General features: G+C 69.7%; 12 protein-coding genes. 3 read left to right on the top strand and 9 right to left on the bottom strand.

What is annotated here, in order from left to right; all coding sequences use genetic code 11:
• The 8 genes from OUA97_RS14205 to OUA97_RS14240 all read right to left on the bottom strand — a co-directional run.
• On the bottom strand, nt 1–2,460 hold a 2,460-nt coding region (locus OUA97_RS14205), incomplete at its 3' end, for a helicase-related protein (protein ID WP_267232591.1).
• Between the two features lie 41 nt (nt 2,461–2,501).
• On the bottom strand, nt 2,502–2,792 hold the full coding sequence (locus OUA97_RS14210) for a type II toxin-antitoxin system RelE/ParE family toxin (RefSeq protein WP_267232592.1): 291 nt from the start codon (nt 2,790–2,792) through the stop codon (nt 2,502–2,504).
• Nucleotides 2,793–2,799: 7 nt separating this feature from the next.
• Complete coding sequence (locus tag OUA97_RS14215) at nt 2,800–3,033, bottom strand: type II toxin-antitoxin system ParD family antitoxin (protein ID WP_267232593.1); 234 nt, start codon at nt 3,031–3,033, stop codon at nt 2,800–2,802.
• A gap of 74 nt (nt 3,034–3,107) precedes the next feature.
• Nucleotides 3,108–4,931 carry a DUF885 domain-containing protein gene (locus tag OUA97_RS14220; protein WP_267232594.1) on the bottom strand — a complete coding sequence of 608 codons (1,824 nt, stop codon included), beginning with the start codon at nt 4,929–4,931 and terminating at the stop codon, nt 3,108–3,110.
• 96 nt (nt 4,932–5,027) lie between these two features.
• A complete protein-coding gene (locus OUA97_RS14225) occupies nt 5,028–6,161 on the bottom strand; it encodes an ABC transporter permease (protein ID WP_267232595.1) in 1,134 nt (377 codons plus the stop codon).
• A 49-nt stretch (nt 6,162–6,210) separates the two neighbouring features.
• The gene (locus OUA97_RS14230) at nt 6,211–7,128 is read right to left on the bottom strand and encodes an ABC transporter ATP-binding protein (RefSeq protein ID WP_267232596.1); all 918 of its coding nucleotides are present in this window, start codon (nt 7,126–7,128) and stop codon (nt 6,211–6,213) included.
• The gene (locus OUA97_RS14235; RefSeq protein WP_267232597.1) at nt 7,125–8,096 is read right to left on the bottom strand and encodes an HlyD family secretion protein; all 972 of its coding nucleotides are present in this window, start codon (nt 8,094–8,096) and stop codon (nt 7,125–7,127) included. The genes OUA97_RS14230 and OUA97_RS14235 overlap by 4 nt, the downstream gene beginning before the upstream one ends.
• Nucleotides 8,093–8,737, bottom strand: a complete 645-nt coding sequence (locus OUA97_RS14240) for a TetR/AcrR family transcriptional regulator (RefSeq protein WP_267232598.1) — start codon at nt 8,735–8,737, stop codon at nt 8,093–8,095. The genes OUA97_RS14235 and OUA97_RS14240 overlap by 4 nt, the downstream gene beginning before the upstream one ends.
• Nucleotides 8,738–9,098: 361 nt before the next feature.
• On the opposite strand from OUA97_RS14240, the gene OUA97_RS14245 reads away from it, so the two are divergent.
• The 3 genes from OUA97_RS14245 (at nt 9,099) to OUA97_RS14255 (ending at nt 11,348) form a co-directional block, all read left to right on the top strand.
• The gene (locus OUA97_RS14245) at nt 9,099–9,668 is read left to right on the top strand and encodes an OmpA family protein (protein ID WP_267232599.1); all 570 of its coding nucleotides are present in this window, start codon (nt 9,099–9,101) and stop codon (nt 9,666–9,668) included.
• A 357-nt stretch (nt 9,669–10,025) separates the two neighbouring features.
• Nucleotides 10,026–10,322, top strand: a complete 297-nt coding sequence (gene rpmB / locus OUA97_RS14250) for a 50S ribosomal protein L28 (RefSeq protein WP_267232600.1) — start codon at nt 10,026–10,028, stop codon at nt 10,320–10,322.
• Nucleotides 10,323–10,424: 102 nt separating this feature from the next.
• On the top strand, nt 10,425–11,348 hold the full coding sequence (locus tag OUA97_RS14255) for an MBL fold metallo-hydrolase (RefSeq protein ID WP_267232601.1): 924 nt from the start codon (nt 10,425–10,427) through the stop codon (nt 11,346–11,348).
• A 124-nt stretch (nt 11,349–11,472) separates the two neighbouring features.
• Here OUA97_RS14255 and OUA97_RS14260 read toward each other — a convergent pair whose 3' ends face one another.
• Nucleotides 11,473–12,441 (bottom strand): esterase-like activity of phytase family protein, encoded by a 969-nt coding sequence (locus OUA97_RS14260; protein ID WP_267232603.1) that lies wholly within the window; start codon nt 12,439–12,441, stop codon nt 11,473–11,475.
• Nucleotides 12,442–12,474 lie beyond the last annotated feature (33 nt).

Here is a 12,474-nt window from a genome sequence, read left to right on the forward strand (position 1 = left end):
CAGCGCGGCCAGGGCGGCGAACGGCGAGTTCGCCGGCGGCGGCGCGGCGGCCTCGGGCCGGGGCTTTTCGCCGCGACGGCGCCAGACCAGCGGCTCGCCGTCCTTGGGCTTGGTGATGGGGGCGAAGCCGAGGGCGCGCATGATCTCGCGGGCGTCGGCCTCGCTCCAGCCGAGCTCCTCGCGGGCCTGATCGGACAGCAGGCCGGCCTTGGGCGCGGCGCGCAGCAGAGCGTCGAGGCGCTCCAGAGTCTCGACCGGCACGGCGTGGCGGCCGACGGCGCGAAGGCCGAAGGCGGAGAGGACCCGCGGCTCGGGAACCGGCCCGTCGAGGCGTCCCGCGACCGGTCGTCCCTCACGCGGCACGAAACCCTGGGCGAAGGCCAGGGCCTGGGGCCGCAGCAGCGCCGGCAGATAGAGGCTGAAGGCTCCCAGCCGCACGCCGAGCGACTTGAGCATCCGCCGCTCGACCTGGCTGAGGGCCTTGGCCTCGGTGCGGACCAGGGCGCGGTCGAGCACGCCGCCGGCCTCGATCAGCCGATAGGCGAGCCCGCGCGCCAGGCCCTTGATCTTGCCGCTGGTGACCGCCGCCTCGAGCTTGCGCAGCGCCCCCAGCTTGCGGGCGGCCTCGGCGGCGAGGAAGGCCTCCAGCCGCCGCGCCGCGCGCTCGCGGGCCTGGGCGGGGCCGAGCTCGCCGTAGAGCCGCACGCGCGGCGTGAACGGCGTGCCGCCGGAGAAGGCGCCGGCCGCTTCGCCGCGCCAGAGCACGACGCCGTCGGGGGTGAAGGAAAACGCTTCGTCCGGCTCGGCCGACAACTGGCCCAGGCGCTTGGCGATCTCGGGGGCGACGGCGGTGACGGCGGCGGCGCGCAGCGCCTTTTCCTCGATCACCGAGGATCCTTGGGCGGGCTCGAAGGCCACCCCGCTGAGCTTGCCGACATACTGGCCTTCGACGGTGACGACGCCGTCGGCGGCGACGCCGGCCAGCACGTCTCCGCGCACGTGCAGCGCCCGCATCAAAACGCTGGTCCGGCGGTCGACGAACCTCGCCATCAGCTTCTCGTGCAGGGTGTCGGAGAGCCGATCCTCCAGCAGCCGGGTCTTGCCCTGCCAGCCGCCGGGATCGGCCAGCCAGTCGGGGCGGTTGGCGACATAGGCCAGGGTCCGCACGCTGGCGAGCCGGGCGGCCAGCGTGTCGATTTCGCCGTCGGTGCGGTCCAGGTGCTTGTACTGCCCGGCGATCCAGTCCTCCGGGACCTTGCGGTTACGGCTGGTCAGCCAGCCGAAGAACTCGCGCACCAGCCGGATGTGCTCCTCGCTCGAGGTCTTGCGGAAATCCGGCGTCTGGCAGACGTCCCACAGCCGGGTCAGGGCCGAGCGGTCGCGCAGGGTGCGGTCGATCACCTCCGGCTCGTCGGCCAGGGCGCGCAGCGTTTTCTCGTCCAGCGCCTCGGCCGAGAGCTTCAGGCCTGGCTGGGCCGGCGGTGCGGCCAGCGAGTGCGAAAGCGCCTTGAGCGATGAGAAGTCGAGGGCGGCGTTGCGCCACTCGGCGGCGGTGACGGCTTCGAAGTGATGCTGCTCGACCGCCTCGATCAGGTCGGCGTCCATGTCCTCGCACTCGCCGGTGACCCCGAAGGTGCCGTCGCGGGTGAAGCGGCCGGCGCGGCCGGCGATCTGACCGACCTCGGGCGGATGCAGGAAGCGGGTGCGCTTGCCGTCGAACTTGCGCAGGCCGGCGAAGGCCACATGGTCGACGTCCATGTTCAGGCCCATGCCGATGGCGTCGGTGGCGACCAGGAAATCGACCTCGCCGGACTGGTAGAGCGCGACCTGGGCGTTGCGGGTGCGCGGGCTCAGCGAGCCCATGACCACCGCGGCCCCGCCGCGCTGGCGGCGGATCAGCTCGGCGATGGCGTAGACCTGGTCGGCCGAGAACGCGACCACGGCCGAGCGGCGCGGCAGGCGGGTCAGCTTCTTGGGGCCGGAATAGGTCAGGCGCGAGAACCGCTCACGGGTGACGATCTCGGCGTCGGGCAGCAGCCGGCGGATCAGCGGGGCCATCGTCCCGGCGCCCATGAACATGGTCTCGAACCGGCCGCGGGCGTGCAGCAGCCGGTGAGTGAAGATATGGCCGCGCTCGGGGTCGGCGCAGAGCTGAATCTCGTCGACGGCCAGGAACTCGACCTGGCGGCTCAGCGGCATGGCTTCGACCGTGCAGACGAAATACTGCGCGCGGGCCGGAACGATCTTCTCCTCGCCGGTGATCAGGGCGACGCAGGAGGGGCCGCGCAGCTTGACGATGCGGTCGTAGATTTCACGCGCCAACAGCCGCAACGGCAGGCCGATCATGCCGCTGGCATGGCCGAGCATCCGCTCGACGGCCAGGTGGGTCTTGCCGGTATTGGTCGGCCCGAGCACCGCCACCAACTTGGGCGGGCCAAAGTCCGACAGACGCGCGCTCATGAACTGAAGGTGGGGCGGGAATCGCTGCGCGGCAAGCGGGGCTAAAGATGCCGACCGACGTCCATCCGCTGGTGAAGCACCCGGACCACATCGAGTACGTCGTCGACGAGCCGATAGAACAGGAGATGGGAGCCGACCGAGACCTTGAAGTAGCCGGCTCGAACCTCGTCGCATGCACGGCCCCGGAGCGGATGGGCTGCTGCGTGCTCGATCGCTCGTTGGATGTCGCGAATGTAGTCCGTGGCGCGCTCGGCGCACCAGCGCTCGGCGCCGTAGTCCCAGATCGCGCTAAGGTCGGCCTTCGCCTTGGGCGAAAGGATGTACGGGGCCATGGATGGTCTAGGCGCGCTTGGCGGCGATGAATGCGTCGAAATCGAAGGGCGTGGAAGGGCCGCTCGCTTCGCCCTCGATCAGGGCGAGGCGGAGGGCTTCAACCTGGGCCTCGCGCTCCTCCAGAAGGCGCAGGCTCGCGCGCACGACTTCGCTGGCCGAAGCGTAGCGCCCCTTGGCGACTTCCATCTCGATGAATGCCGAGAAGTGCTCGCCGAGGCTGATGGAGGTGTTCTTGCCCATGGCTCAATGTTACCAAAGATTGGTATTGGGCGCTAGCCCGGCGGCGACGTGAGCCGCCGCCGGAGCTTGGACCCTTACTTCGCCGAGGCGATGTAGTTGTCGATAACCTGGTCGAGGACCGTCAGCGGGGTGCCGCCCGAGAGCAGGCCCGCGTCGTGGAACTTGCGGATGTCGAACTTGCGGCCCAGCGCCTTCTTGGCCCGCGCGCGCGCGTCCATCCAGGTGATCTTGCCGACCATGTAGCTGCAGGCCTGGCCCGGCCAGACGCAGTAGCGCTCGACCTCGGTGATGGCGCTGGCCTCGGCGTCGCCGATGTTGTCGACGAAATACTTCACCGCCTGCTCGCGGCTCCAGCGCTTGTGGTGCATGCCGCTATCGACCACCAGGCGGACGGCGCGGAACATGGCGTCGTGGATCATGCCGATGTGGCCGAGGACGTCGTTGTCGTACATGCCCATCTCGACCGCCAGCTGCTCGGCGTAGAGCGCCCAGCCCTCGCTGTAGCCGGAGAAGCCGATCACCTTGCGGATCAGCGGCAGGTCGCCGGCCTCGTTGTTGAGCGCGAGCTGCAGATGGTGGCCCGGCAGACCCTCGTGATAGGTCAGGGTCGGCAGGGTCCAGGCCGGCACCTCGGCGGTGTCGCGCAGATTGATCCAGTAGATGCCGGGCCGCGTGCCATCGAGGCTCGGCGAGAAGTAGTAGCCGCCCGGGGCGCCGGCCTCGGTGGCCGGGGGCACGCGGCGGATTTCCAGCGGCGCCTTGGGCAGTTGGCCGAACCACTGCGGCAACTTGCCCTCGATGATCTTCACCTGCTCGTTGAGCTTGGCCAGCAGCTCTTCCTTGCCGGCGTCGGTGTTCGGGTAGACCTGCTTGGGATCCTCGGCCATGGCGCGGTAGCGCTCGCCGACCGTGCCCTTGGTGTAGCCGGCCTTCTTCATGAGGGCGTCAGCCTCGGCGCCCAGGCTGGCGACCAGCTCGAGGCCGGTCTTGTGCACCTCGTCCGGTGTGATGTTCGAGGTCGTGTAGTTGCGCAGGCCCAGGCGGTAGTACTCATCGCCGTCGGGCAGGCGCCAGCAGCCGGCGTCGTGCACGGCCTTCGGGCGCAGGCCTTCCAGCAGGGCCAGCTGGCGGGCCAGGGCAGGACGGACCTTCTCGGCATAGAGGCCCTGCGCCTGACCGGCCCAGTCGCCCTCGATGTTCTTGTCCTTCGTCCGGCGCACGAGGCTGGCGACCAGCGGCGCCTTCTCGGGCTCGTAGGCCAGGAACGCCTTGAGCTGGGTGATGGATTTGTCGAGCACGAAGTCGGGCGGGGTGACGCCGAGGCCGACGTCATGGCGGACCACGTCGGCCTCCTGGTCGAGAAGGCGGCCGAAGGCTTCCATCCGGGAAAGATAGGCGTCGGCGTCGTCCTTGGCCTCGATCCGGTGCTGGGTGTCGAGGAAGTCCGGCATCTGCTGGTAGGCGCCGGTCAGCTGCGAGATCACGTAGGGCGAGTTGACGCCCTGGCCGCCGTACTGGAAGCGACGGTTGGCCTCGTCCTGCACCGCCAGCACGAACTCGACGGTGTCGTAGTTGACCGCGTCCATGCCCTTCAGCTGCTTGCGGTCGAGGCTGCGCAGGTCCTTGAGGTCGCGGGTGGTGTTGGCCTTGTTCTCGGCGAGCGCGGTCAGCGAGAAGTCCGACAGTTCGGACTTGGTCCAGGCCAGGTCGCCCTTGTCGATGCCGAGCGCGGTCGGCAGTTCCGGCGAGCGCCGGAAGGTCTGGGCCATAGCCTTGTCGAAGAAGGCGTACATCTTGGCCGCTTCGCCGGTCGGCGCGGCGGCGAGGGCGAGCTTGGGCGCGGCGGCGGCGACGCCGAACGCGGCGGCGCTCGCCAGGAGCTGGCGACGGTTATGCATGGGATCCCCCGTAACTGTAACTTTGCAGCACCAGTTACACCGCCGCAGGCAAGGGTTCCCGTTAAATCGCGCTAATCTGGCGCCGCGCCCGCTCGATCAATCCAGGGTGCGGCGATAGCGGGCCATGGCCAGGGCGGTGACCACGCAGACGAAGGCGGTCAGGGCCAAGAGTTCGCGCCACATGTCCTCGATGCCCTGGCCCTTCAGCAGCGCCCCGCGCACCACCCGCAGGAAGTGGGTGACGGGCACGATCTCGCCGATCGCCTGGGCCCAGGGCGGCATGCCGCGGAACGGGAACATGAAGCCCGAGAGCAGGATCGAGGGCAGGATGTAGAACACGCTCATCTGCATGGCCTGCAGCTGAGTGCGGGCGACCGTCGACATCAGGAAGCCCAGGGCCAGCGAGCCGACGATGAAGAGGGCCACGCCCAGCGACAGGCCGAGCCACCCGCCCATCATCGGCACGTCGAACAGGAACCGAGCCAGCAGCAGGATGATCGCGGTCTGGACCAGGCCGACAAAGACATAGGGGGCGAGCTTGCCGGCCATCACCTCGATCGGTTCGACCGGCGTGGCCAGCAGGCTTTCCATCGTTCCGCGCTCGGCCTCGCGGGTGACCGACAGCGCGGTCATCATCACCAGGGTCATCGACAGGATGATCCCCAGCAGGCCGGGAACGATGTTGTAGGCGGTGATGGCCTCGGGGTTGTAGCGCCGGTGGACGATCACCTCGAACGGCGGCGCGACCTGGCCGCGGGCGGCGAGCGCGCCCTTCAGGTCGTGGGCCAGCGCCTGCTGGGGCAGGGCGGCGAGGGCGGCGACCGCCGCGCCGGTCGCCGACGGGTCGGTGGCGTCGACGTCGACCAGAATCTGGGCCTGGTCGCCGCGGGCGACGCGGCGGGTGAAGTCGCCGGGAATGGTGAGCGCGAATTGCACCTCGCCGCGGCGGACCATCTCGTCGAGTTCAGTCGGCGTGCGCGCCTGGGCCACCAGGTCGAAATAGGCGCTGTTCTTCAGGGCCGCGGTGATCGAGCGGGCGAAGACGCTGTCTTCCTGCACGAGCAGGGCGGTCGGCAGGTGGCGCGGCTCGGAATTGATCGCGTAGCCGAACAGCAGCAGCTGGACGACCGGAAGGGCCAGCATCATGGCGTAGGTGAGCTTGTCGCGGGTGAGCTGCTTGAACTCCTTGATCATCACCGCCAGCACGCGGCCCACCGAGAAGTCATTCATGACCATTTCCTCCCCCGTGAACGGGGCGAGGAAATGCCGTCGGGCGTCCTCATCGGAAGTTGTCCTCCGAGGTCTCCATCAGGCGGATGAAGACGTCCTCCAGGCTGGGCTCGACCTCGCTCCACCTGAACGGTGCGCGGCGATAGGGGGCGAGGGCGGACTCCAGCGCGGCGCGGTCGGTTCCCGAAACGTGCAGCGACTGGCCGAAGGGCGCGGCCATGTCGACGCCGGGCAGATTGCCGATCTCCACCGACAGCCGGTCGATACCCGGCCCCTCGCCGTTGAAGGTGATCAGGTGGGTGCTCGCGATCACCTCCTCGGCCGTGCCGCGGGCGATCAGCCGGCCGTAGCTGATGTAGGCGATCTCGTGACAGCGTTCGGCCTCGTCCATGTAGTGGGTGGAGACCAGCACGGTCAGGCCCTCGGCCGACAGGGCATGGATCTCGTCCCAGAAGGTGCGCCGGGCCTTGGGGTCGACGCCGGCGGTCGGCTCGTCCAGCAGCAGCAGCTTGGGCTCGTGCAGGGTGGCGGTGGCGAGCGCCAGGCGCTGTTTCCAGCCGCCCGACAGTGAGCCGGCCAGCTGGCCGCGGCGCTCGATCAGGCCCAGCCGCTCCAGCGCCTGGTCGACGCGCTGCTTGCGGTGGTCGAGGCTGTGGATGCGGGCGGAGAACTGCAGGTTCTCCTCGATGGTCAGGTCCTCGTAGAGCGAGAACTTCTGGGTCATGTAGCCGGCGCGGCGCTTGATCAGGTTGGCCTGGGTGATGATGTCGAGGCCGAGCGCCGTGCCCTCGCCGCTGTCGGGGGTGAGCAGGCCGCAGAGCATCCGCAGGGTGGTGGTCTTGCCCGAGCCGTTGGGGCCGAGGAAGCCGCAGATCTTGCCTTCCTCGACCTGCAGCGAGACGTCCTGGACGACGTGCTTGTCGCCGAAGCTCTTGTTCAGCCCGCGGACGTCGATGGCCAGGGTCACTTCGCGGGCTCCAGCGGCTGGACGTCGACCGGCTGACCGGGATTGAGCCGGGCCGAGGGGACCGCCTCGACCAGGAACACCATGCGGTCGCGGGCCTCGCGGCTGTAGATCACCGGCGGCGTGAACTCCGGCCGCGGGCTGATGTAGCTGACCTTGGCGCTCAGCCCGGCCGGGCAGCCGTCGCAGGAGAATTTGACCACCGAGCCGACCCTGTAGGTCGAGATGTCGGCCTGGGGCACGAAGAAGCGGACCTTGATGCGCTCGTCCGGCAGCAGGGCCAGGACCGGCTGGTTGGCGGCGGCCCACTCGCCGGTCTGGAAGAAGACGTCCTCGACCTGCGCCGCGCCGGGGGCCAGGGGCGCGACGTCGGAGAGCCGGGCTTGGGCGGCGCTCAGCGCAGCGCCGGCCTGGGCCACCCGGCTGTCGGCGGCGCGGACCTGATCCTCCCGCGCGCCGAGGGCGGCGGCCTGCCGCTGCTTGCGCGCGGCGGCGACCTGGGCGGCGGCGGCGTCATAGGCGGCCTGGGCGTCGTCAAGCCGGGCCTTGGCGTAGATGCCTTTCTCCACCAGCGGGCGGATGCGGCGCAGGGCCGAGGCCGCGTCCCGGGCATTGGCCTCGGCGGCGGCGACATTGGCGTCGAAGACCGCCAGCTCGACAGGCCGCTGGCCCTTGCGGGCGTCGGCGGCCTGGGCCTGGGCGGCGGCGACCTCGGCGCTGGCCTGGTCGCGTGCGCCCTGCAGCTGCGAGGGGTCGACTACGAACAGCTTTTGGCCCGCGGCGACCCGGTCGCCCCGTTGGACCAGCATCTGGTCGACCCGGCCGGCGACGGGCGAGGCCATGTACAGCGCTTCGCCCTCGACATAGCCCGACAGCACGGGCGAGCGATGCAGCTTGGGGGAGGCCCACAACACCGCGATCAGCACGGCCGCGGCGACCAGCAGGCCGATGACCAGAAGGCGTTGCCTCATGCGGCGGCTCCTGCGTCAGGGCGCATGCCGCGGAGCCAAAGCTCCACGTGCTGCTGGGCCAGGGTCGGGATGTCGAGCGGCTCGGCGCCGACCGGGACGAAGGTCTCGCGCCAGATGACGCCCAGCAACATCGGCGAGACCAGCGAGATCGCGGCGTGGCGCGGGTCGCCGGCGCGCAGCTCGCCGCGCGCCTGGGCCGCGGCGATGGCTCCGCTCATCGCGCCGAGGGCGGGTTCGACCATGCGTTCGCGCCAGGCGCGGGCCAGTTCGGGGAAGTTCCGCGACTCGCCGATCACCATCTTGGCGATGCCGCCGACCGGCGTGTCCGTCGCTATGCCCACAGCGATTGCGGCGAAGGCGCGTAGCAACTCAGGGAACGCGCCACGGTGTTCGACCAGCGCGGCCTGCATGCGGCCGAGATTGGGGGCGAGGCCCTGTTCGATCACCGCCCGGAAGAGGTCTTCCTTGGTCTCGAAGTAGAGATAGAGCGCGCCCTTGGAGACTCCGGCGCGGGCGGCGATGTCGTCCAGTCGCGCGGCGGCGAAGCCCTTCTCGGCGAAAACCTCCATCGCCGCAGCGACGATCTCTTCGGGGCGTTCGGCCTTGCGACGCTTGAATTTCGGCCGTCCGGCGGGGAGCATCGGTCTCGCCTTAAATAACTGACTGGTCAGTTAGTAGATTGTCGCGCGACGGTCCGCAACCTGCTCTGTTCGCCAGCGGCCTTGCCGTTAAGGCCGCGACCGCGGCCGTAGTTCCCAATTCCGGCGCGGCCGCCGCTGGCTTGGGCGCCGCGGGTCAGGGATCGACCTGATCCGCCTGTACCCTGGCCGATCGGCCAGGGTGCGACGGAACGTCGCCATAACGCTTGGCAACCATGCGCCGCTACGGCCGTTACGGACGCCGAAGTCTGCCCGTTTCATGCGGGGAAACCCTTGGCACACCAGGGCGTGTTCGAAAGCGTCCAGACTTAGAAACAGAAACGACGGGAGAGGTCGTAAGAAGATGATCGCTACAAAAACTCGCGCCGTGGTGTTGAGCGCGCTCGCCATTGGCACGCTCGGCCTCGGCGGCTGCGCCACCAAGAAGTTCGTCAACGAGCAGGTCGCGGTGGTCGACGGCAAGGTCGCCAACCATGAGACCCGCCTGGGCGAACTGGACCGCACCTCGCGCGAAGCCCTGGACCGCGCCACCGCGGCCGGCAAGCTGGCCGAGGGCAAGTTCATGTACTCGGTGGTGATGTCGGACGACGCGCTGAAGTTCCCGCTCGGCAAGTCGACGCTGTCGCCGGAAGCCGAGTCGCGGCTGTCGGCCTTCGCCGAGCAGCTGAAGAGCGAGAACAAGAACGTCTACGTCGAAGTGCAAGGCCACACCGACGCCACCGGTTCGCCGGAAGGCAACATGCGCCTGGCCCAGGATCGCGCCGAGACTGTTCGTCGCTACCTGAACAAGCAGGGCGTGGCCCTGAACCGGATCGCCACCATCGCCTATGGCGAAGACGAGCCGGTCGCGCCCAACGACACGCGCGAAGGCCGCATGGCCAACCGCCGCGTCGTGCTGGTGGTCCTGTCCTAACGGACGGACCGAGCCGCAGACTCGAAAGCCCCGCGCGTCCGCGTGCGGGGCTTTTGTTTGTTCAGCGAACGGCGTTCTAAGGTTAACCCGCCGTGGGAACGCCGGCGAAACGAAGGGTGACCGAATCGGCGACTCCGCGCGATTCCATCTTTGTTCCCTACAAGCTATTGTATCGCCTGGTCATTGAGCCACAACGCGGCTTGGCCGCCGCTGGAGCCGGGAGTCACTTTTCTGACGGCCTGGAGCAGTCAAATGCCGGCTCCGCCTTGACGCCGCCGGGCCCCTTCGACTATATCGCCCGCTCCTTGGCGCGGGTCCGCCCGCCGCCCATCCCTTTCTCGCGTAGGTCATACAGCCATGTCGCGTCGTTGCGAACTTACCGGTGTCGGTCCCATGGTCGGCCACAACGTCAGCCACTCGAACATCAAGACGAAGCGCCGCTTCCTGCCGGCCCTGTCGCCCGCCACGCTCCAGTCGGACGCGCTTGGCCAGTCCTTCAAGCTGCGCGTCAGCAACGCTGCGCTGCGCACCCTGGACTTCAAGGGCGGCCTGGACGTGTTCCTCACGGGCGCCCGTGACGAGCAGCTGTCGCCGCGCGCTCTGAAGATCAAGCGTCAGGTCAAGGCCAAGCTGGCCAGCCAGGCCGCCGCCTAAGTCTACGAGCTCTCTCCAGGGTTCGAAGGGCCGCCCTCCGGGGCGGCCTTTTTCGTTTCGGCGCAACCCGCGCTAGGGTCGGGCTCCACATCGGAGTTCGCCATGGCCGTCGCCAAGTCCCTCGTCGCAATCGCAGCGCTCGCTACGCTCGCCGCCTGCTCCCCGAAAAGCGAACCGGCCGCGCCGCCGAAGCCGGCGCCGACCGCGGCCGCCGCAGCGCCGGTCGCCTTCAAGATCGGCGCTCTCGACGCCGCGGCGTTGTTCGACGGGAACATCAAGGTCGCCAACGACGGCAAGACCTTTGGTATCGGTCGTCCGCCGAGCGAGGTCGCGGCCGTGCTGAAGGCCGCCGGCCGGCCCGACGACTCGCTCGATCTCAGCCTCCAGCCGCTGCTGGTCCGCGGCGAGGGCAAGGTCCTGCTGTTCGACACCGGCGCCGCGCGGGTCGATTTCGCCGAGGGCGGCAAGCTGAACGACTCGCTGCGGGCCGCCGGCGTCGAGCCGGCCCAGGTCACCGATATCTTCATTTCCCACAGTCACGACGACCACATGGGCGGCCTGACCACGGCGGACGGGGCCTTGGCGTTCCCGAACGCGACGATCCACATCTCGGCCCCGGAATGGGCGGCGATGCAGGCCGAGCCGCGCCGCGCGGCGCTGGTCAAGGCCATGACCCCCAAGGTCGCGGCCTTCCAACCCGGGGCGGTGCTGCTGCCGGGGCTGGTGAGCGCGGTCGAGGTCAAGGGACACACGCCGGGCCACAGCGCCTACGAGATCGCCTCGGGCCAGGAGCGGCTGCTCTATATCGGCGATACGGCGCATCACTTCGTGATCTCGGTCGCCAAGCCGGACTGGACCATCGCCTATGACGGCGAGGCGCCGGCCGCCCAGGCCAGCCGCCGGGCCCTGCTGCAGAAGGCGGCCGACCAGAACCTGCGGCTCTATGCGGTGCACTTTCCCTATCCGGGCCTGGGCCGGGTGAAGGCGCAGGGCGACGGCTTCGTTTGGGTTCCCGAGCAGCCGTAGCGCTATCGGCACGGCGATCGGCGAACCTGCCGGTAGGGCCGGATTTCGCCGATAGGACGCCGATGAACCTGCCGATAGGCCGCGATCGGCAGGTTTTCGTCGCGGGCCTGCAGGAAGCTGACGATCAGGACCGCGCGGGCGTCCAGTCGAAGGCCAGCAGCAGGGTGCGCTGGCTGCTTTGGAAGTTGTCGTCCGACAGGAGGTAGAAGCGCACCGCGCCGTCCTTGGCCGGGACCGCGGCGAGGGCCTCGAAATTGTCGATGGTGAGGGGCCGGGCCAGGTCGAGGCGGCCGACCTCGGCGCCCTGGGCGTCCTGGATGGTCAGGATGACGCGGTTGCCGCGCACCGGGTCCCAGGCGCGCAGCAGCCAGGCGGTGCGGCCCTGCGGCAGGCGGGTGAGCGCGACGAGGCCGAACTCCAGCGGCTTGGCGATGACCGGTCCGGCCGTGCAGCCGGCCGACAGGCGGCAGGTCCAGGTCTGGCCGCTTGTCTCGCCGCCGGCGAGGTAGACGTCGGGACCGAGGTCGGGGGCAGGGCCGAGGGCCTCCATGCCGCCATTGGCCGGGAAGCTGGCGTCGGGGGCCGGCGCCTCGCGCGGCGGGGAGCCGTCGGCGGGGTAGAGCCAGATGCGATGGCGCTGCTCGAAGCTGATCAGCATGTCGCCACTGGCGAGCAGAGCCATGCCCTCGGAATCGGATTCAAGCTTGCCCTGCAGAGGCTTGCCGTCGAGGCCGGGCAGGGCGCTGATCCGGGCGCCCTCCAGGCCGACCAGCCGGCCCTTGTCGAGCACCAGGCGCGCCTTGAGGAGATCGCCCTCGTCGCTGACCGCGGTCAGGTCGACGCCATTGCGGATCGCCATGTCCGAGAGGCCGTGGAAGCGGGCGGTGTCGGCCGAGGACAGCACCAGGCCTCCGGCGTAGCGGAAGTCGCCGATGCGGTCCTGCGCCGGATCGGCCGGGTTCAGCGGGACCGGCGCGGCGGCGACGGCGATGGCCGGGCCGGCGGGCCGCGGCGCGCTCGGCAGGGCCGGGGCCTGCTGGGCGCAGGCGGCGAGGGTCAGGGCGGCGAGGGCCGTCGGAATCCAACGTCGCATGGTCACCATCCCCCTCGATCGCGGCGTGTGCAC

The organism is Phenylobacterium sp. 58.2.17, from assembly GCF_026411515.1.
Taxonomy (GTDB): Bacteria; Pseudomonadota; Alphaproteobacteria; order Caulobacterales; family Caulobacteraceae; genus Phenylobacterium.